13 protein-coding genes, 3 pseudogenes and 1 riboswitch are annotated in these 20,845 nt (G+C 67.8%); of the genes and pseudogenes, 10 read left to right on the top strand and 6 right to left on the bottom strand.

Annotated features, from left to right (window positions below):
- Nucleotides 1-147: 147 nt before the first annotated feature.
- Nucleotides 148-260, top strand: a riboswitch (SAM riboswitch).
- Nucleotides 261-1,035: 775 nt separating this feature from the next.
- The 8 genes and pseudogenes from OG594_RS24455 to OG594_RS24490 all read left to right on the top strand — a co-directional run bounded on the left by OG594_RS24455 (nt 1,036) and on the right by OG594_RS24490 (nt 8,593).
- The gene (locus OG594_RS24455) at nt 1,036-1,983 is read left to right on the top strand and encodes an ETEC_3214 domain-containing protein (protein WP_266602413.1); all 948 of its coding nucleotides are present in this window, start codon (nt 1,036-1,038) and stop codon (nt 1,981-1,983) included.
- Nucleotides 1,984-2,114: 131 nt separating this feature from the next.
- Entirely contained in the window at nt 2,115-2,588 is a 474-nt protein-coding gene (locus tag OG594_RS24460; protein ID WP_266602415.1) for a hypothetical protein, read from the top strand.
- 423 nt (nt 2,589-3,011) lie between these two features.
- Nucleotides 3,012-4,214 carry an IS110 family transposase gene (locus tag OG594_RS24465; RefSeq protein ID WP_266602058.1) on the top strand — a complete coding sequence of 401 codons (1,203 nt, stop codon included), beginning with the start codon at nt 3,012-3,014 and terminating at the stop codon, nt 4,212-4,214.
- Between the two features lie 272 nt (nt 4,215-4,486).
- The gene (locus OG594_RS24470; protein ID WP_266602417.1) at nt 4,487-4,711 is read left to right on the top strand and encodes a hypothetical protein; all 225 of its coding nucleotides are present in this window, start codon (nt 4,487-4,489) and stop codon (nt 4,709-4,711) included.
- A gap of 294 nt (nt 4,712-5,005) precedes the next feature.
- Nucleotides 5,006-5,671 carry a hypothetical protein gene (locus OG594_RS24475; protein ID WP_266602419.1) on the top strand — a complete coding sequence of 222 codons (666 nt, stop codon included), beginning with the start codon at nt 5,006-5,008 and terminating at the stop codon, nt 5,669-5,671.
- A gap of 171 nt (nt 5,672-5,842) precedes the next feature.
- A pseudogene (locus OG594_RS24480) lies at nt 5,843-6,630 on the top strand (transposase).
- Entirely contained in the window at nt 6,627-7,031 is a 405-nt protein-coding gene (locus tag OG594_RS24485) for a hypothetical protein (protein WP_266602421.1), read from the top strand. The pseudogene OG594_RS24480 and the gene OG594_RS24485 overlap by 4 nt, the downstream one beginning before the upstream one ends.
- A gap of 1,112 nt (nt 7,032-8,143) precedes the next feature.
- The gene (locus OG594_RS24490; protein ID WP_189968811.1) at nt 8,144-8,593 is read left to right on the top strand and encodes a spore-associated protein; all 450 of its coding nucleotides are present in this window, start codon (nt 8,144-8,146) and stop codon (nt 8,591-8,593) included.
- A gap of 471 nt (nt 8,594-9,064) precedes the next feature.
- Here OG594_RS24490 and OG594_RS24495 read toward each other — a convergent pair whose 3' ends face one another.
- The 4 genes and pseudogenes from OG594_RS24495 to OG594_RS24510 all read right to left on the bottom strand — a co-directional run bounded on the left by OG594_RS24495 (nt 9,065) and on the right by OG594_RS24510 (nt 14,440).
- Entirely contained in the window at nt 9,065-10,168 is a 1,104-nt protein-coding gene (locus OG594_RS24495) for a Ku protein (protein WP_323185313.1), read from the bottom strand.
- The gene (locus tag OG594_RS24500) at nt 10,122-11,306 is read right to left on the bottom strand and encodes an IS701 family transposase (protein WP_266602425.1); all 1,185 of its coding nucleotides are present in this window, start codon (nt 11,304-11,306) and stop codon (nt 10,122-10,124) included. Before OG594_RS24500 ends, OG594_RS24495 begins: the two co-directional genes overlap by 47 nt.
- Before the next feature lie 89 nt (nt 11,307-11,395).
- Nucleotides 11,396-13,222 carry a DNA/RNA non-specific endonuclease gene (locus OG594_RS24505; RefSeq protein WP_266602427.1) on the bottom strand — a complete coding sequence of 609 codons (1,827 nt, stop codon included), beginning with the start codon at nt 13,220-13,222 and terminating at the stop codon, nt 11,396-11,398.
- 388 nt (nt 13,223-13,610) lie between these two features.
- Nucleotides 13,611-14,440, bottom strand: a pseudogene (locus OG594_RS24510) (IS5 family transposase).
- Between the two features lie 64 nt (nt 14,441-14,504).
- On the opposite strand from OG594_RS24510, the pseudogene OG594_RS47420 reads away from it, so the two are divergent.
- Nucleotides 14,505-15,134: pseudogene (locus OG594_RS47420) on the top strand (type I-E CRISPR-associated protein Cas6/Cse3/CasE); the annotation flags it as partial.
- Here OG594_RS47420 and OG594_RS24515 read toward each other — a convergent pair.
- Entirely contained in the window at nt 15,083-15,400 is a 318-nt protein-coding gene (locus OG594_RS24515) for a transposase (RefSeq protein WP_266602429.1), read from the bottom strand. The pseudogene OG594_RS47420 and the gene OG594_RS24515 sit on opposite strands and share 52 nt — an antisense overlap.
- Before the next feature lie 666 nt (nt 15,401-16,066).
- Between OG594_RS24515 and OG594_RS24520 the strand changes: the two genes are divergently transcribed.
- Nucleotides 16,067-16,744 (top strand): HAD family hydrolase, encoded by a 678-nt coding sequence (locus OG594_RS24520; protein WP_266602431.1) that lies wholly within the window; start codon nt 16,067-16,069, stop codon nt 16,742-16,744.
- Between the two features lie 3 nt (nt 16,745-16,747).
- Here the strand turns inward: OG594_RS24520 and OG594_RS24525 are convergent, their stop codons facing one another.
- Nucleotides 16,748-20,752 carry a WD40 repeat domain-containing protein gene (locus tag OG594_RS24525; RefSeq protein ID WP_266602433.1) on the bottom strand — a complete coding sequence of 1,335 codons (4,005 nt, stop codon included), beginning with the start codon at nt 20,750-20,752 and terminating at the stop codon, nt 16,748-16,750.
- Nucleotides 20,753-20,845: the final 93 nt, after the last annotated feature.

The raw sequence follows: 20,845 nt of genomic DNA on the forward strand, positions 1-20,845 counted from the left end.
CCTAGCAACAGTCGCTTGTGGCTAGAGACCTCCGACGCAACCGAACGCGACGGTGACGGGCTCGTCCTGTCGGGGTCCGGCGAGGAACGCCGCAACCCAGTCTCTGCGCCTGGTTCGGCCAGGAAGCGGCGGGGTAGGCTGGCTCCAGGATGGAGTGACGACAATCAAGGTCCCGGCCCGTCGTCCGGCAATCCCCCTTGTTGGGGATGCCCCGGGTCATATCCGACCGCACGGGTGTGCCGTGTGGTCAGGAGACGGCTTGTGCTGCCGTATGACCACGGGATTGTCGAATGCTTGCTCTGGCCTCCGCCCCTTCTGGCACCTCCATGGCGCTCATCTTCTTGATCGTCATGGTCGTCTTCCTAGTGAGTTTGATTGCCGCTGTAATCGCAGCCGCGCTTCCTCACTCCTCCGCTCCCCACCGGTCCGACCGCTGCCGACGTGCAGCGAAGGCCTTCGCTGCGACCGTCGCGATTTGTGCGGCGCTCGTGGCAATTGCGGTGGGTTTGGCCACCGTTGCTGGCGGTCCTGGTCCAGTCCCGACCGGGTCCAAGGAGACGGGGGGTCCGATACGGCCCAGTGATCGTTGATCTGGGAACACCCCCGGCCTGCGACGACGGCCGGGGGTGTTGGGTCTCACAGGCCTAAAGGGGTGTGAGGTGCAGGGCTCGGTCCAGGGAGCGCAGCAGCTCCGGCTCCCATCCGGCGCGCTGGACGTCGAAGGCGAGCAGGCCGCCGGCGCTGAGCACGGTGAGCTGGACCTGGTGCTCGATGCCAAAGCGCCATGCCTCGCGCAGCCTGTTACCTCCGACAGGTCCAATCGGAACCCGTCCTCGTGCCGACCTCAACCGCCGGTACGGATGCCCCTGGTAGCCCGCCCCCAGTCCGCGCCGTCTCGGCCGCGCCGGCGCGGGGCGGGCACGGTCGCCGTGGCGGCAGGGTCCTTCTCCGCGCGACCGGACCTGGCGCTGCCGGATCCGGGCCACCCCCCGAACTCACCGTTCTGGGATGGCCGGAGTACGGCATCCTGCAACGATGAACCCCGACCCTGACCGCTGGTACAACACCACCCTCAACCTCTGGCAGCTGGCTGGCGTGCTGGTCGCCGTCGTGACCGTCGTGAAGTGGATACCAGCGGTGTGGCGCCTCACCCTCGGGCGCCGCCGGCACCTGATTGCCCAGCTCCGCAAGATCGCTCCTGGCGTTCGGCACGACTACGTGGAGGGCCTTCTCGGTGAGCCGAAGTGGCAGTCCACGATGACCTGCACGCGCCTCGCTGACCCCGACGCCGAGTCGACCAAGGCTGCCAGGGGAGGCTTCTGGAGGGCAACGGCGAGGGGGGAAGTCGAGAAGGACGACAGGGACGTGGAGATCACCGTGCGAACCTGGCCGCTCTCAAAACTGGGCTACCTGGTCACGTGGTCCGAGAAAGACGCGGTGGTGATGTACGGAATTACCACCACCAGCTGGTGGTTCCGCCCCCGCGTGCTCGTCGGCAACACCCGGATCCGGCTCGGCAAGTCGATCCTCGCCGACCTCGACCGCACCGAGGAACACCGCGCGTGGCAGGGGAACCGCAGGTACGGCTACCTGGAAGAACACTTCTTCGGCAACCCGGGCGGCTACCGCCACTGGTATGTGGGAGTCAACGACATCGGCTACCAACCCGTCCCGCCCATGCTCGACTGGAACGACTCCGAGACCGAACTCAACCGGATGCCGGACGATAAGCGGAACAGCTACCGGGCCAGGACCCCAATCAACACCGTCGTCATCAGTGGCATCGCGCTCTATGAGGAACTCCAGAAGGGAGAGTTCTTCGGCATGTCACTGGGCGTCGACCAGGACATGGTCCGGCTGAGCGACCCGTCCTACCGCGTGTTCGACAGCCGGTTTACCCGTGCCCGTCTCCACGTCCGGGACTGGCGGTGGGAGCGCCGGCGCAACCGCTTGGACAAGCAAGCCGCATGGCGCCTCGGCTGAGGGCTCCGGCAAATCGGCCAGGAACGCGTGCCCGAATCGTTCCCGCCTCCGGCTGGCCGGTCAGGCCCTGTCCGCCGTCAGTCAGCTGCGGCAGGCTGTGGAGGTTCTGCCGCAACGACCAGGGGAGAGGCATGACGTACCAGGACTGGACGTACCACGGGATCCAGGACGGCCCGGAGAGCAACAGGAGTGACGGGAAGGAGTGGCAGCCCGCCCGGATCCTGGTCGAGGAGGCCGAGTTCGGTCCCACCGAGCGGCAGGACGTGACGGTGCTGCGTGAGCTGGCTGAGCCGGAGCACGGCGGCTTCGGCTGGGGCTACAACGGCGGCGGCACCAGCGCGGCGGCCGCGGTGATCCTCGCCGACGCGCTCGACCTCGGCGACCCGGACAAGTGTGGCATCGGCTATGCAACCTATCCGGAGGACGAGGTGCTGGCGCAGCTCCGGGAGGACTTTTGCGACGACGTCCTGTCCCAGTTCTGCGACCAGTGGCGCCTTCGCCGCGGCGTCGTTCTGCGCTGGTCCCGGGCCTGGTATCTGCAGCGCGGGATCAACGAGCTGCCCGCCGCCCTGCGAGAGCTCCCGCAGTTGCAGAGCCAGCTCTGACCGTGAGGTCATCGCAACGGCCCGGCCGGGCGGCTCCCTGTGGAACCGCCTGGTTGACGCCTTCCACGGACGAGGCACGCAGACGCCAGCGGCGCCCGTCGCCCCGAACAGCCTGCAAGTCTCGGTGTCGGGGTCGACCCTCCACGCGCGCCCTGGCCGCGGCCACCGAACCTGGAGGCCACCCCCATTACCTTCTTGGTGGCCCCGCAATGGGGTGCCCGGCCTCCGGGTCCGGCATGACTGCTCCCCCCTGTTGAACGTATGGCCTGGGGGGTGGTGTCACCGGCCCGGAGGCATCGACAGACCGCTGATTAGGGGCATGACCACCGGCTTCCTTCGGGAGCTTGGGAGGCTCTTCGTAATGTGGATGTGGCGATCGGTGCCGTGGGACGGCCGGGCGGTGGGGACGACCGGAGGACGCACGTGATCGACACGAGTGGCATCGGCGCTTTCCTGGGCCTGGACGTCGGCAAGGGCGAACACCACGCCACCGCCGTCACCCCGGCCGGGAAGAAGGCCTTCGACAAGCGGCTGCCCAACAGCGAACCCAAGCTCCGCGAGGTGTTCGGCAAGCTACAGGCCAAGCACGGGACCGTGCTCGTGGTCGTCGACCAGCCGGCCTCCATCGGTGCCCTGCCGCTGGCGGTCGCCCGGGACATGGGCTGCCCGGTCGCCTACCTGCCCGGACTGACCATGCGGCGGATCGCCGACCTCTACCCAGGTGAGGCCAAGACCGATGCCCGCGACGCGTTCGTCATCGCGGACGCCGCCCGCGTCATGCCGCACACGCTCCGCTCGGTCGATCTCGAGGACGAGACCATCGCCGAGCTGGAGATGATCGTCGGCTTCGACGACGACCTGGCTGGCGAAGCCACCCGCATCAGCAACCGCCTGCGCGGCCTGCTGACGCAGATCCATCCGTCGCTGGAACGCGTCCTGGGGCCGCGAGTGCAGCACCCGGCCGTGCTCAGGCTGCTCGACCAGTTCGGCTCGCCCGCCCAGATACGCAAGGCCGGACGGCGTCGGCTCGTGACACTGATCCGTCCGAAGGCCCCGCGGATGGCCGAGCGTCTCGTCGATGACATCTTCACGGCCCTGGACGAGCAGACCGTCGTCGTCCCGGGCACCGACGCGGCCGCATTGATCGTTCCCAGCCTCGCGGGCTCCCTCCAGGCAGTTCTTGACCAGCGCAAACTCCTCGCCGCCCGGATCGAGGAACTGCTGGAGAACCACCCTCTTTCCAAGGTCCTGACGTCCATGCCGGGGATCGGCGTCAGGACCGGAGCCCGCATCCTCATCGACGTCGGCGACGGCAGTTCGTTCCCGTCCGCCGCCCACCTCGCCGCCTACGCCGGCCTTGCCCCAGCGACCCGCAGCTCGGGCTCGTCGATCCGTGGTGAGCAACCGTCCCGGAGAGGAAACAAGCAGCTCAAACGGGCCTTCTTCCTCTCCGCGTTCGCCGCCCTGGCCGACCCGGTCTCCAGGGCCTACTACGACAAGAAGATCAACCAGGGCAAGCACCACACCCAAGCACTCCTCTGCCTCGCGAGACGACGAGCCGACGTGCTCTTCGCGATGCTCCGCGACGGCACCTTCTACGAACCCCAACCCGCCCCATCAGCTTGACTAAACCCATAGGGGCACCCCCCCGCGCGAGCCGGGGCCGGGCTGGCCCCGATTCCGGGTCCGGGAGCGGTGCTGCTGCGGTGGATCGGTCGTTGCCCCGGTACGGGAACCGCATACGGGGTGGTGACGACTGGACCCGGCGGCGGAATCCGCTGCACCGACCCGTCCCGCGCCGCCGCACGGCTGGCCGCGGTCGGGCGGACCTTCAGGGCGACGGACAAGGAGACGGCCGACGAGGGGGGCCCGGTGGCGGAGCGTTATGCTCCGCGCCTGTGGAAGACATCAACATAAGACAGCCGCAGCAGGCCCAGGTCACGGGCGAGGTCGTCCTGCGGTTCACGGGCAGCGTGGAGAAGAGCGAGCTCCGCGAGGGACTGAAGGCCGCGGGAACGTTTCGGCGGCTGCGTTGGCTCGCAACTGCGGGCGCGCTCTTCATCGCGCTCCTGGGGGTGCGCGTCGACGCCGAAGGCGGCTCGGGTACCGGCTCGGCCCGCTGACGTCGCCGTACCGGTGGCTGGGTCACCCACCCGCCGCACCCCGCCGCGACACAAGGCACCCCGGCGTGTGACAGTCCGGATGGGGAAGACCGGACGACGGGTTGTCCCGAGCAAGCAGGACCCGGCCGCCCGGTAGCCACACCGGCCGGGCCCTGCGCCGTACCGCACCGGCATACGAACGACGAGCAGAAGCGGGGCACACCCGGCGTAGCAGCCTTCCCACCCGCACCGGGCCGCCCCAAACCCCTAGACGGCCCCGGGAGCGTGGCCCGGGAGGCTTCTAGAGTGGGTCGCGTGCCGATACCCGTACATGCCTTTGCTCACCGGCCGTTGACTGCGGCGGCTGTCGCCGAGCTCGTCGCTCTGCCGGCTGAGCTGAACATTCACGAGGACGATGTCGACGCGGTGGTTCTGCAACGGGGATGGAGCTGGGAGCATGACCTGGTCTGTGACTCTTTCCGCACCGGGTACGGGCATGTGTTGTGCACTGAGGGCCGCAATCCGTTTGGGCAGGCAGAGGCTCGGCATTTCCTGGTTTTCGGCGAGGTTTACCCCGTCGACCCGGACGACGAGAGCGTGACGAACGGACCGTGGCTGTACGGTCTCATGGACGACTGGCAGAAGCAGGCTGGATGGAGTGGCTGCCGAACGGGCACCGATCAGGACTGCGAGCACGTCCTTGCGCAGGCGGCGCGGGCTGTGACCGAGTACCTCGAATCAGCGCCAGAGCGCACGATTTTGTCGTCCGCAACGGTGGTCACAGGTCCTGCGCTGACGCACCGCATCTGGCGCACCCGCACCCACGCGCTGGTACTCGGACCGGCGGCAGACAACGGCCCTTACGGCTACCTCACCCACCTTCAATTGTCCTACACGCCACTCAGCTGCGGTCCTGACCTGCCGCGCGAAGAGGACGAAGACGGCCTGGCCAGATGGATCACTGCGCACGTCGACTGGTGACCCCCGGGCCCTCCACATGAGTGAACCAGGCAGGCGGCTTTGGGCTGGGTCCCCTTTGCGGCAACACTTCAGAGGGTGGTTCGTGAGTCTTTGAGCTGCTCTGTCGTCGCCTGATGGGGTGGGTGCGGGGCGGAATCCGCCGGTCCGCAACCGCTCGCCTGCTGGTGTGGTGTGACGGAACGCAAGCCGTACCCCAGCGACTTATCGGACGAGCAGTGGGCTCTGATCGAGCCTGTGATCACCGCATGGCAGGACCGGCACCGCTCGATCAGCGGCCACCAGGGCGCCTACGCGATGCGGGAGATCGTCAACGCGATCCTCTACCAAGGCCGGACCGGCTGCCAGTGGGCCTACCTCCCGCACGATCTTCCGCCGAAGAGCGCGACGTACTACTACTGCGCCGCCTGGCGGGACCACGGCACCGACCAAGTCATCCACGAACTCCTGCGCTGCCAGGTCCGTGAACGGGCCCGCCGATTAGAGGACCCGACCCTGGTGGTCCTGGACACCCAGAGTGTCCACGCGGCCTCCGGGGTCCCCGCCTCCACGACCGGCCGGACCCGGCGAAGAAGGTGCCGGGCCGCAAGAGGGGGCTGGCCGTGGACGTGTTGGGCCTGGTCATCGCCGTCATCGTCCTGGCTGCGAACACCCACGACAACGCAGCCGGCATCGCCCTGCTGGATCAAGCCGTGGTTGCCCACGGCACCGCGCTCGGCATCGACGCGGAGATCGTCGAACGCAACCCGCAGGACCGGAGGTTCGTCCCGCAGCCGAAGCGGTGGAGGGTCGAGCAGACCTGCGGGATCCTCATGCTGCACCGACGCCTGGTCCGCGACTACGAGCACCGCCCCTCCTCCTCCGTCTCCGGCGTCTACTGGGCGATGACCCAAGTCATGGCCCGACGGCTCACCGGCGCGAACACCCCCACCTGGCGCGGACCGCAGGCGGTGGCCGCATGAACCTTCAACCCCTGCTCGACGTCCTCGGCATCCAGAAGGAAGCCGCCCGGGCCCTGGCCGACGACCTCCGTGGACAGATCACCGAACTGCAGGACCGTCTGCGGGAGGCTGAGACCCACCTCGAACACCTCGAGATCACCCGGAAGACCATTGCCGGCCTCGCTCACCGACTCCCGGCCGCCCCGCCGGACCTGCCCGAGCACCCGGATTACCCCCAGATCCTCGCCGTCTTCAACGAGGCTACCGGCCCCCTGCGAGCCCGTGACGTCTGCGAAGCCCTTGGCCACGAACTGCTACCGAAGAACATCGAAGGCACCCGCGCCAAGCTGAAGCGTCTGGTCAGACTCGATATCCTCGCCGAAGCCGACACCGGCAACTTCACCAGAAAGCCACGTCCGTGAATCCGTGGCACCTCTTCTCGCACTGGATCAGACGTGCTCGGCGATCACATAGACGGAGTTGACCCCGCTCGCCCGAGCGACAGCGACGGAAGCGGTGACGGTTCCCTCGGCTGGTCCCTGAGCTCCGTGCCAGGAACTGCCCGGGAAGCTCCAGCCGAAACGCTGCCCCTCCCTGCCGTCCCAGCCGGCAGGGAGGCCAGGCGTGAGTGGCCCCACGCTGAGGGTCTGAAGGAAGACGTCAAGCCGGCGTCGGAAACCTTGAAGTGAAGGAAGAGGGTCCCTTCGGAACCGATCAGCGATTCTTCGTCATGGAAGCGCACAACCGTCGCCTCGTCGGGCAGGCTCACGTCGTAGTGCGCAAGCACGGTTGCCAGCGAACCGTCGCCATAAACCACGTCGTCCCGCTCTCGGAGATAGTCGTGCGGGTCTGCTTCACCAGGACTCAGTAGCCAGGCGGCGGCACCCGCCAAGATCGCGCAAATGACTACGCTCCATACGCCATACCGCCAACGGGCCCAGCCCCGCGTCCCCTCCGACATGCGCTTATCTAAGCGCGCAACGATCCGGAACGCCAACTGTCAGCAAGCAAACCAGTGTAGTCACCTGATACTCGCGCAGACGAGCAGCCCCGCCCGCCACCAGCCAACCTCACCCAACCCAGTCCTGAAACGGACGATCACTCGCGAACCGCCCTCTCAGAACTCGGCAACACCACTTCCCCGAGGAAGAATGCGTTCTCGCCATTGAGCAACAGACGTTCTCGAAACCCGCTTCTGATCTTGGGGAGCGGTTGCGGAGTGTTCCTGGATGTTCGATTGCGAGGAGACGGCTACGCGTGAGACCGCGTACGCCTTCTCGGTCCTTGGGGAGGATCGGAGCGGTGAGGAGCGACTCCGCTAAGCGGTGACGGGCGTAGCCGTCGACTGCTGGCACAACGCGGCGAAGTCGGCCTGTGTGGCCTCGACGCCCGCCCGCCCGCCGTCCGTCGGCCGGCGGGCGGGGTGGTAGGGCGACGCGGTCACATTCTTTGCGGACGATGCGCAACCGTTCCGCCGCTTCTGCATGTCCCACCTTGCAGGAGCGACCAACTCCAATGACGACCAGGGGGAAACATGAAATTCACCCGTTCCGTCCTTACCACTACCGCATTCGCCGCCCTGGCCCTGGGGGCCACGACCGCGCTGGCGGCGCCCGCCACCGCCGCGCCCAACACCACGCCGCAGAAGGTCTGCGGAAGCGCCTACAAGACCGTGAACTCGGCCGCCATCGGCTCGCTGGGCACCGTCTACCTGACGTACAACGCCTCGAACGGGAAGAACTGCGTCGCGACCATCCGCAACAACCCGGGCGCGGCCGTGGACATGGCCCTCTGGATCGAAGTCCCCGAAACCTGGGAGCGGGGCGAGGACTACGGCCGGTACACGTCGTACGCGGGCCCGGCCTACGTGTACGGCAAGGGCCACTGCGTCGACTGGGGCGGGGGCATCAGCAACGTGCACGTGCAGGTGTACAACTCCAACTGTGGCGCGCGCAAGGAGCACCGGGTCACCGAGGTCCGCTGACCCGAGCTCCTCCTGACCGCGACGTTCTGTGCCGTCGTACGGTCGTCGGGGGCAGGACCTACGACCCGACGACCGCACGGGAACCGCCGCGGTCCCGCTCGCCCCGGCAGACTCGCCGAGTCCTGCCGGGGCGAGGGCGCGTCCGGCCTCCCCCCTCGGGTGCACGGCCATCCGGTCGGCGCGTCGCCGCAACCGGGGCACCGGGAGCAGATGCGGTCCCGGTTCGGCCGGCCGCGCTCACCCGGACCGACATTCAGCTACTCGGTGGCGAAACGGACCACCACCTCCGGGATCACGGACAGGTCCTCAGCGGTGGTGGACCAGGATGCGTGAACGCTGACGGACCCGGCCTCGTGCCCCTTCCCCGTAATCGAACGGCATCGTCACGATCTGTGACCACTCCCCAAGATCTGTGCCAGAACCCGAAACCCAACTACAAAACCAGGCTCCGCCCGCGTCGGCAGGAAAGCGTCAGCTGCCCTTGGCGCTGGTGAGGGCGTTGGCGAGTTCGTCATGGCTCATGCCGGATCGGCCGTGGATGCCGGCCTTGGTGGCCTTCTCGTACAGCTCAGCCTTGGTCAGCGACCGGAGCGACGGTGCACGGGTTCCGGAAGAGCCGGTGCGCTTCTTGGCGGCCGGCTTCTTCCCCGTGGTCTTCGTGCCGGCCGTGGAGGTGTCGGCCTTCTCCCCGGTGTCCTTGGGGCTGCGGGCCCGTTCGACGGAGGCGCGCAGGGCTTCCATGAGGTCCACGGCCCCGGTGGCCCTCGGGGCGGGTTCGGCCTTCTCGACGGTCTCTCCGGCCTGCTTGACCTTGATGAGGGCGGCGACCTTCTCCTGGTAGACGTCGCGGTAGTCCTCCGGCTGCCAGTCGATGGCGAGGGCGTCGATCAGCTGGTGGGCCACCTTCAGCTCGCCCGCGCTCGCGCTGCCGGTCTTGGGGAGGTCCGGGATCTCCTGGTGGGGTTCGCGGATCTCGTCCGACCAGTGCAGCGTGTGCACGGCCAGCAGGCCCTTCTCCGCCTTCAGGGCGACCAGGTACTCGCGGCCGCGCATCATGAAGGTCGCGATCCCGGCCCGGTTGGACTCCTCCAGTGCCTGCTCCAGCAGGCCGTAGACCTTGGCGTACTCCTTGCCCTTCGGCCCGGCGAAATACGTCTTGTCGAAGAAGATCGGGTCCACGGTGTCCCGGTCCACGAACCCGCTGATCTGGATCGTCTTCGACTGGCCCGGCGCGATCTCGTCGAGCTCCTTCGGCTCGACGAGCACGTACTCCTCGCCGGTGTCGAAGCCCTTGACGATTTGCTCCAGCTCCACCTCCTTGCCGGGCCGCCTTCCACAGTGCCGACGGCTCCCCAGGGGAATTAGTACTGCAACGGTGTTTGCTGTGATGGTTTGTTGGCTTCTGGTGGTGTGTGGCCGCGTCGTTTGTAGTGGCTGACGCGGGCTTGGTGTTGTCGTCGGTGGCGCCAGTAGGACCAGTGCATGACGTGCTGGACGGTTGCTGGTCGGCGGTGGGTGAGGCGGGTGATCAGGCGTCGGAGTTCGGGGAGGGTGAGGGGTATGAGCTGGGAGGATCCGTTTCTGCTTTCCCCGTGTCGGCCTCGCGGGCCTTCAGGACGGTGAGGCAGGCGTGGGCGGCCATGGCGAGGGTGATGTGGCGGTGCCAGCCGGGGTAGCGGCGGACTTGGTAGTCGTCCAGGCCGCATTCCTGCTTGGCGGTCTGGAAGCATTCCTCGACCGCCCACCGGCTGCCCGCGACGTGGATGAGTTCGTCGAGGGTGGTCTCGGCCGGGCAGTAGGCGATGTAGTAGGAGATCTGGTCCGGCCGGCCGACGCTTCGGCGGGCGATCACCCAGTGCCGGCGGTCCTCGCGGTGCCAGGGCCTCACCTCCACTCTCGCCCAGTCGTAGACCCGCAGGCCATGAGCGCCGTTCCCGCAGGAACGGCGCTTCCATTTCTGCCTCGCAAGGCCGTTGAACAGGTCGTGAACGGGGTGGTTCATCGCCCAGCGGGAGACCACGGTGTCGTGCCGGGTGGTGGCCATGACATGGAAGACATCCGCCCGCTCGAGCTCGGTCCGCCAGCCCTTGGAGAAGCCGTAGGCGGCGTCCGCGGTCACCCACCGGAACGGAATCTTCTCGGCGATCGCCCGGCGGACCATGGCCTTGGCGATGACCACTTTCGTCTCGAACGCGATGGTGTCCTCGATGCCGGCGGCCCGGCATCGTTCTCGGTCATCGGTCCATGACGTGGGCAGATACAGCCTGCGGTCGATCAATGTGCGGCCATGAGCACGGGCATAGGCGAGGAAGACACCGACCTGGCAGTTCTCGGTCCGGCCCGCCGTTCCCGAGTACTGGCGCTGGACCCCGGCCGAGCGGACGCCCTTCTTCAGGAACCCGGTGTCGTCCACGATCAGGACCGCCTCAGGGTCGCCGAGATGCTCGACCGCATAGCCGCGAACGTCGTCGAGTACCTCGTCCGCGTTCCAGTCGCACCGGTTCAACAGCCGGTGCATCCGGTCGGGAGCCGCGTGACCAGCCTCCTCGGCAAGCGTCCAACCGTTCTTGCGCTCCAGCGGAGCTATCAGCCCCCGCATATAGGCAAGAGCCGACTCCCGCGGCTCCGACCTGGCAAACCGATGCACGAAACGCTCATGCAACTCGACCAGACCCGCCGCCCACGACCCGACATCGCCACGATCTCCACCCATAACCAGGCCAACGAGCAACCTGGCCACCAGTCACGGCAAGCACCGTTGCAGTACTAAGGGTGGCGGCTCTGGCCCTCCAGCCTGGTCGGTCAGTGCCAGTCGATGTCGGACAGGTCCTCGAGTGGAGTACGGGCGGCGAGTGATTCGGGCACTGAGAGGGTGTCGGCGTTGCGCAGTGCGGCGGAGAAGCGGAATCGGCCCCTTGCTTCGACCTCGCTCAGTGTGACCTGGAAGACGCGGAACTCGTCGAGTTCTAGGGCTTCAAGGCGGTTGAGGTTCTGGGTGAGCATGAATGCCTTGGCCTTGAGCTGGCCCTGTTCGACGTAGGCGAGGACCTTGAAGAATGCGCGTGGGAGCTGGGTGCCGCGGTAGACGCGGTCGTCTTCCTGGAAGACCGGACCGCCGAAGGCGCTGACCTTGAGGTCGTCGATCTCGGCTTCGGCGAACAGGGCGTCTTCGAGCTGGCCCCAGAGGCCGCCCTTGCTGGACTGGTTGAAGTCTTCGATCTGGGGGGTGATATTGGTGTAGAAGAAGGAGTCCTTGTTGGCCTTCTTGGCCTCCAGGGGTGCTCCCCACAGCAGGTCGGCGCGTCGGGCGAGGTGGCCGCGGTCAAGTGGGTTGTCTTCGTATAGCTCGTTGCCGATCTGCGCGTCGTCGGGCAGGCGGGGATCCTTGACGAATCTGATGCCTCGGCGGGGCAGTCTCTGGATGGTGGCGCCGTCGATGTTCCAGGCCACCCAGAACGCGAATCCTCTGACGCCGTTGAGGGCGAGGGAGAAGTGGGTGTAGGGGATGACGTCGGTTCCGTCGAGTTCGACGGCGTCGTCCTTGACTGCGGCGGTCAGACGCGGGGTGTCGATCCGTACGCCGAGGAAGTCGGGGTCGTAGCCCTGGACGACGACCGCTTCTTCGACGGACGGGGGCTTGAGAGTGATCTCGAGTTTCTCGAAGACCGAGCGTGGCAGGCAGGCGAGGGCATGTTCGTCGGAACTGAACTCGTCCTCGCCTCCGAAGTGGAGGCCTGCCAGCACGTTGCCCGGCCGGCCGTTGCCGGACTTGAACATCCACACGGCGCCAGAGTCGCCGCCCTGGCTGACCTCTCCATTGGCTGGGCGGTTCGCCGGGTCGGGTTCGATCTCGAAGCAGCCGATGTTCCGCAGGCCCACCGTTTCGCCGTAGTCGAGTTGTGCAAGGGTTTCGATGCGGCGGACCACGCCGTGGGTGACTCCGGTGGTGCGACCGCTCTTGATGACCTTGTCGCCGAGTTCTGGCTCGCCGAGCTCTTCGGGGACGACGTCGAGTTCCAGGATCTCCTGGACGAATCGGCGGTCCTCGATGGTCGCGACGGCGCAGTCGCCGGCCATTCCGAGGTGGGAGCGCTTGAGGGTGCCCAGGCGGTTCTGGGCGATGCGGTTGTCGTCGTGGGGTCCGGGCTGCACCACCACTTCGCCCAGTTCGCCGTCCTCGCCGTGTAGGACATGCCAGTTACTCAGTACCAGGGGAGTGCCGTCGTTCTTGTCGAAGACGATGCAGCCGATCGTGCCCGCGGACACTTCCTCGTGCCCGACACTGACACCGGGAGCGATTGGGTCCAGGCGCCGCTTGCGGGTCGGGCTCTCCGCCTCGGCCACCACCTGGAACTGCGGCTTGTAGCTGCGCTGGATGACATCGGTCGGCACCTCGACCCCGTCGACCCTGATGGTCTCGGGGATCATGATGGTCTCCAGCTCCTCCAGGACCTCCGGCTCTGCCTTCGTACCCACCGTGAACTGGAGCGTGAGTTCCTTGGTTCGTTTCCCGCCCTGTTCGCGGTAGCCGATCCCGATGCTGTTCACGTTCGGATCGGTGAGATAGGTGTGGCCCTTGGTCCGGATGAACTGCCGGAGGGCGTCGATGCGCGCGTCCTGCCCAGGCATGGTCCTGGAGGCAGCGGTCTTCTTCCTGGGCGGCATACGGATCCCTTTCACGGAGGCGTACGGGTACGTGCTGCGTTGGGATCTGGGGTGGCGCCGCCGGCTCCGTCGGGCTCTGGGGCGTGCGCATCGCGCCCGCCAGGGAGCGAAAGCCTGTGCGGAGCGGCGTGCCTGGATGCTGTGGCATGAACAGGCCACGGCCACCCCATCGGCACTCAATGTGAACAAAAGGGGACTTTCCGTACATATTGGAGTGTAGGGCAGCAACCACCGTAACGAGGCCCCGGCCACGCCCGGCGGTACTTGCGGGACGCCGTCGGCGTGGCCGTGTACATCAGCACCTACAGCCAAGGCGAGGTGTCCCGCTCCGCTAGGAGTTGTCGTCAAAGTGTCACGCCCACATCAGGAGCGAGGCGAGGGTGACGGCTGCTTGGTAGGCCTGGGCGGTCTTGTCGTATCTGGTCGCGATGCCGCGCCATTGCTTGAGTCGGTTGAAGCACCGTTCCACCACGTTGCGGTGCTTGTAGACCTGCTTGTCGAAGGCCGGCGGCCGGCCGCCCCGGCTGCCGCGCCGCGCACGGTTGCGGACCTGATCGGACCGTTCCGGGATCGTGTGCGTGATGCCGCGGCGCCGCAGCCAAGTACGGATGGCCTTCGAGCTGTAGCCCTTGTCGCCGATGACGTGGTCGGGCCGGATGCGCGGTCGGCCCGGTCCGGTCCGGGGCACTCGTATCGCGTCCATCACGGCGGTGAACTGGGTGCAGTCGTTCGTGTTCCCACCGGTCAGGACGAACGCGAGGGGTCTGCCCGTGCCGTCGCAGGCCAGGTGGATCTTGCTGGTCAGTCCGCCGCGGGACCGGCCGAGGGCCGGGCTGCGGAGCCCCCTTTTCGGGCCCCGGCCGCGTGCTGGTGGGCACGGACAACGGTGGAGTCCACCGAGACCAGCCACTCGATGTCGCCTGCCGCGTCTGCTTGCGCCTGCGCGGCCTGGAGCATCCGATCGAAGGTTCCGTCAGCTGCCCACCTGCGGAAGCGGGTGTGGAGGCTGGCCCACGACCCGTACCGGTCAGGCACGTCCCGCCAGGCGACCCCGGTCCGGAACTTCCACACGATCCCGTTCAGGATCGTCCGGTCGTCCAGCCGCGGCCGCCCCAGCACAGGCCGAGGCAGCAACGGCTGCACCAGTTCCCACTCGGCGTCCGACAGTTCATGGCGACGTATCACCCAACCATGATCCACAATGCAAGATCGCTTTGACGACAGACCCTAGGGCGCCCGAAAACTCCTAGGCTCCGAGCAGGTCGTGCACGCCGCTGTCCTTGGCGTTACGTCCTATCATGATGCCCCCGGCCGGAGCTTGTGGCGCCTGGACCCCGACGACAAGCACATGCCGAACCTGTACGCGGTCACCCAGGTCGAACCCGACTGGACTGCCTTGGTCGAACAGGCAGGCTGGGCCATCGACGTCCCCTCCGCGCGGCCGGCCGTCGCCGACTACAAACCGCTCCTGGATCGCCTGGACGTCGGGCAGACCTACCGGTTCCGACTGTCGGCCAAACCCGTCCACTACATCCCGCACGCAGGGCCCGCGTGTCCCAGGTCCGGATGGCCGACTACGGCTGCCTCGCGGACGTCAGGTCGCATGCCGCAGCGCAGCCCAGCGGCTCGATTGGATAAGCGGCCACAACGGGTGGTACGGGTTCACCATCACGGAGATCCCTGCACCCGCCGGGTCGGCTCCCGTGATCGATCCACTCGACTTGATCGACGGTGCGGAACCCGACCCGGCTCTTCCCGTCCTCGACGTGAAGGGCACCCGCGCGCGCCGGGCCGTGTTCTCCAAGGCGGCGACCGACTGGAGCGTCACCAGCCTGGCCGGGGTGAGGACGAAGGCCAACCGCCGGCAGCGTGCTGATTTGTATGGACGATGGTGGAGTCCACAGATACGACCCGGTCCAGATCCTCCTCCGCATCGGCCTCGGTGAGCAGGGCGTCGAAGACGCGCTCCCATGTTCCGTCGATCGCCGACATCAGCAGCCGGCAGTGGGTGTCGTTCCATGAAGCGAACCGCTCGGGCAGGTCCAGCTGGGGAGTACCCGTGCGGTACTTGAACGCAATCGCGTCGATCACCCGCCGGTGATCCCGCCACCGCCCACCCCGTATCGGTGACCAGTCCGGCACAACGGCTCAATCCGCGCCCAGTGCACATCGGTCGACGGAACACATCAGCCAACGATCAGACGATCGGCAAGAAGCGCCCTGGACGGGGGCGTCGTACAGCGCCGTCGGCCCCTTCTCCACTCCACCCCGGTGTCTGCGAGACCGGTGATCCGACGTGCGGTTAGCCGGCCCGCTTCTCTCCCGCCGGATGGCGACGCGCCCCCACCGTCCTCGGGTAGCGTCGGTGTTCGACGTATGCCAGGGGGAAAGCATCACAGGTGCCGGGAGCCGGGCGAAGGGAGCCGAGGTTGGTGAGCCCGTTCGTGAGGAAGGAGTTGTCGATGAACTGGCTGCTGTTGCGCCTCGCGACCTACTGCAGTGAGGGCCCGCCCTGGGGCTTGCCCGAGAAGAACTCCGATACCTCCGGCCAACGCGTGATCGGCCGAGCAACTGGGCACCGGACGAGGAATCCGATGGGACGAAGGCGTACGCGCAGCGCGAATGTGGCGGGCGTCGGAGGATCGGGGAAACCACAATGAAGCGCCCTCGATCTACCTGCCTTCGACCTACCCGGGAAATTCGACAGTGGAGCAAGGTTTTGCCTCAACCAGGTGGGTTCGGGGCGGTACTGTGACCGAGGAGCCTGTACAGGGAAGCCCTGCGACCAGGGGATGGGTGGCAGGAGCTGTGCGAGGGGTGCTGTTCGACTTCTCCGGGACGCTGTTCGGCCGGCTCCCGGGACATGACTGGCTGTTCGAGAGTACCGGCGGACCGATCCCCGCGGTGGACCAGAATCTGCGGGCACAGATCGTGCACACGTTGCGCCACCCCGATGTTGTGGTTGCGCGGATGAACACTGCCCAGCGGGCCGACTGGGCGGCACGTGACCTGTCCGCCGCTGCCAACCACCGCGCATATGAAGCCTTGTTCCGGCTGGCCGGACTCACCGATGCCGAGGTGCTCGCCTCCGTCTTCCGCCGACTCAACGACCCCGGCAGCTGGTTCCCCTATGCAGACACCCGCCCCGCTTTGCAGCGCCTGAAGGTGGCGGGAGTCCGCGTCGGCGTGCTCAGCAACATCGCATGGGACATCCGGACGGCGTTCGCACGGCACGGGCTCGACCCGTTCGTCGACATGTTCGTGTTGTCGTGTGAGGAGGGCCGCTGCAAGCCCGATCCCGGGATGTTCACCGACGCGTGCGAACGACTCGGAGCGAGCCCGGCGCAGTGCCTGCTCGTCGGGGACGACCCGGTGACCGACGGTGGCGCCACGGCCGCCGGGCTCGGCTACGCCCACGTGGCGACCGGCCCGGTGGGGGTGCGGCCGCCGGTGCTGCTCGACGCCCTGGCCAACTGGCAGCTGTGAGCGTCATCGCGCGCGCAGACGTGCCTCGTGGATGAGCGCCGCCAGATCCGCCTGCGCTCTGGTGCCGGGGACGGGTTGGCGCGACCCGTCGGAGAGGTCCCAGCACCAGACGCTGCCGTCCTCGGACGCTGTGGCCACCAGGTGTTCGTCAAGCCACAGCGCCTGCCGGAGCGGCTTTCCATGCCCGATCAGTTCGGTGAGTTGCGATCCGGTGTGGGCGTCCCAGACGCGTGTCGTCTCATCGGCTGAGGCCGAGAGGAGTCGATTTCCTGAGGGCGACCAGGCGACGGAGTGGACAGCGGACCGATGGCCGGTCAGCGGGGACTCTCGTTCCGTGCGGATGTGGTGGCTGGTGCCGTCTGTGGCGATGCGGAGGACCAGCAACTGTCCGTCGGTACAGCCCAACGCCAGCCGTTCACCGGCGGGGTGCCAGGCCAGGCTGGTAAACACCTTCGAGGTGCGGTACTCGGCGAGGGTTCCGGTCAGAGAGTTGAGCGTGATCAGATTGTCCTGCCCGGCGACCGCGAACACATGCCCGAACGGGCGCCAGGCCGTTGCCCGCAGGAAGCTCTGGTGCATACTCCACGCGCCGGCGGGCTGCAGATTCCCGTCCCGGTCGTAGACCCTCGGCCTCCAGGTGCGGTCTCGAGAGGCGACGGCGAGCAGGGTGCCGTCGGCCGACCACTGCGCGTCGTGCACGCCGTCGTGGGCATCGTCGAGCACGGCGACAGTGTGCAGCGACGTGCCGTCGCCGCGCCGCAGGATGCGTACGGTGCCGTTCGCGGAACCGACGAGCAGCCGGGTGCCGTCGGGCGACCAGGCGAGCGATTCCGTACGGTCGGGGTACCACACGCGGACAACGGTTCCGCCACCCGGCATGATGCCCACCGGGGCGGTGCGGGAGCTGCCCCGGGGGTTTTGGTGATCGTTCTGTTCCTCGGCGAGGGCAAGGACACGGGTCGTCGGGCACCAGGCCATGGCACACACGGGTCCGCGGCCGGTGATCGTGGTAATGATCGGGTCGGATCCGAGCGCCCAGATGCGTGCCCGGCCGTCGTCGGAGCCACTGAGGAGGCGGTCCCCCGCATGCGACCAGGCGACGTCACACACCCCCTGGTCGTGTCCGTGTAGGCGCAGGATGCTGCGGGGACCGTCAGCCTCGTGAGTGACATTCCAGATCCGCACCGTGGCGTCGGCGGACGCGGAGGCGAGGTTGCATCCTGAGGGTGACCACGCCACCCTGCGGACCTGGTCCGAGTGTCCGCGTCCGGTCTCCGGCGGGTCGTCGCCGTCGCCGTTCATGACCGAGGTCCTGTGGCCTTGGTCCCCGAGGGCCAGACGCCGGCCGCCGGGAGAGAAGCGCACGGAGCGTACCGTTTGCGGGTTCTCGTTTCCCCGATACGGGTGCAGGGTTCGGACCGGGGTTTCGTTGGTCAGGTCGTGACGGTCGATCAGGCCGTCGTCGCGTGCCGCCACCACCTGCTGACCGTCGGGTGAGATGTCTGCGTCCCACAGCCGTACGGGTTTGCCCGCAGTGTCCACGCTGCGCAGTGTTCGCGACGGTTCGCGGGTGCCGCCGTGGATGTTCCACAGATGGGCCCCGCCGTCGGCGCACGCGACCAGTAGTCGCTTCCCGGTGGCATCGAAGCGCACGGACCACGGGCGGTCGGGTAGTAGCATCAGGCCTACTTCCCGGCCCTCGAGCACAGACCACAGCCTTACCGTTTCGTCCGTGGCGGCAGAGGCGATCAGCTTGCCGTCGGGTGACCAGGCGACGGATCGCACCCACCCGGGGTTGCCGCCCTTGCGTTCCCTGCCGTGGGTGAAACAGGCCACGCACTCGCCGCTCTCGGCGTCCCACACGCGTACGGTGCCGTCCTTGGAGCCGGTCGCGACACTGCGGTCATCGGGCGACCACGCCACGCCCCATACTCCGCCTTCGTGCCCGTCGAGCAGCCGCAGCCGCCGCCCTACGGCCATGGCGTGCTGGAGAGTCCGGCGCCACCGGTCGAGGTTCGGCGCGTGCAGCAACAGCCGGACCATGACATTGCCCCGGTCCGGTCCGCCTGTAAGCAGCTGCAGCGCGTCCTGGGGGCTGTCACCCAGGGCAATGGCGGCGCGGTCGACTTCGTCGTCCGCGATGCGTTGCAGGGAACGGCCTACCAGAGTGTGTGCCGTTTCGGAGAACTGGAGCTCCCGCATGGCCTCGGCCAGCGCTGGCCAGTACGGTTCGAGCGGATCGTCATGCCGACCGTCGGCGAACGACGGGGACAGCGCGATGAGGAGCCCCATCAGGCGTGAGGCAGGCACGAGTTGGTCGGCCAGTCGGCCGAACCTGGCCCAATGGGTGGCGATTTCCTCCACGTCGCGGCGTGCACGGAGGGCGACGTGGTCACGCTGCAGCGCCTCGTACAGCCGAGGCCAGTGGGCGAAGAGGCTCTCGTGGGCGACGTCGAGCGCGTCCTGGACCAGTCCGTCCCAGCCCGACGCCTCGGTCCGGGTGCCGGGATGACGCGTGGTGGTCAGCACCCGGCAGGCGACGAAGGGCTGTAGCAACGTGCGCTCTGCGTCCGACAATTCGATCGTCGCCACGGTCCGCCGGGTGTACTTGCCCGTCTCGTCCACCGACACCAGCCGGCGCAGGGAGCGCAGCACGGTGCGCTCCGCATCGCGAGGGAGGGGCCACCCTCCGTTCTCGTTCCGCACCAGGCTCCGTGCCGTGACGAACGCTTCCTCGGCCTGCATCCTAAGGACGTCCTGCACCCGTCCCGAAGCCTCGTACTCGGCCCGGGTGATGGCCCGAGGCGCCCCTCGCCCGCCCTTGTTGACGTGGCGCCACAGTCGCTCGAGCGCGAAGGCCAGCAGGGGCAGCGAATCCCCGGTCGCGTCTTCCTGCAGGAGCCCCATGGCCGGCTCGTCGAGTCGCCACCCGCGGGTGCCGAGCGGGCCGTTGACCACCTGGGGCAGGTCCGCCTTGCTCAGCGGCTTGACGAGAAAGTCGTCCACAAGCAGCGGGGCGAATGCCTCGTGCCGCATCAGCTGGTCGAGGAAGTCGGCCCGCAGGGTGTAGACGAGCCAGGCGTGGCTGTGTACGGCCTCGACGAGTGCGCCCACCAGCAGTGTGGCGTCGCCCTGGAGGCTGCCGTCATCTGCGCTGTCGAACAGGAGCTCCTCCGTCTGATCGAGGCAGATGAGGATGCGGGCCGAGGGCGCGGCGGCCACGATGCCGCCGAGCAGCCCGGCGAGCCCGGTGTCGTCGGACCGGATACAGGCCTCCACCTGGGCCCCGGTCGCCATGTCCAGCCCCAGCCCGTGGCGCACTTCGGCGATCGCCGAGGCCAGGTGGGCGACCGCACCGTGAGCCGGGGTGACGGGGCCGAGGACGATCCACTGGGGGTCACGCTTCAGCCGGGGGATCAGCCCGGCGCGTACGAGAGACGACTTGCCCGCGCCGGACGGGCCGATGACGGCCCTGGCGCCGTTCCTGAGCCCTCCCGTGAGGGGCTCGGCGAGCCGACGGATGTCGTCGTCCCGGCCGAAGAAGACAGACGCCTGGTCCTCGTTGAAGGCGCGCAGACCGGGAAAGGGCGAATCGGCGACCGGGCTCGTCGAGATGCCTGCCCGGTCGAGCAGGCGGAGGGCGGTGCGTACCGCCGCGGCCAAAGACTCGGGGTCCTGCGGTACGACTTTCTGAGCCTGCCGGGTGTCGAGGATGGCCCGGCCCTGGGGAATTCCGCTGAAGAACTCCACGCACGGTGCGTCCGGCTTGCGTTCGCGGAAGACGGAGATCTCCCACACGCACCACTCGGAGGACGACCCTTCGGTGGTGACCACGACGAGCGCCTCGGCTGCGAGGAGGTCGCGCCGCAGACTTTCCCGCCAGTCGTACGACGGTTCTGGTCCGGACCCGGGGACGCCGTACGCGTAACAGTCCACGTAGCCGGCGGCTTTCAGTTCGTCCACCAAGTGGCGGGCGATGCCGCCGCCGTCGTTTGCGTGGTAACTCACAAAGATTCGGCCCATGCCGTGACCTCCCGCATACACACCGTCACAGCATGGTGCAGCATGTGGTGCTGCGGCCACAGCCGCTCCACGCAATTC

It is taken from the genome of Streptomyces sp. NBC_01214 (assembly GCF_026340975.1).
GTDB lineage: Bacteria > Actinomycetota > Actinomycetes > Streptomycetales > Streptomycetaceae > Streptomyces.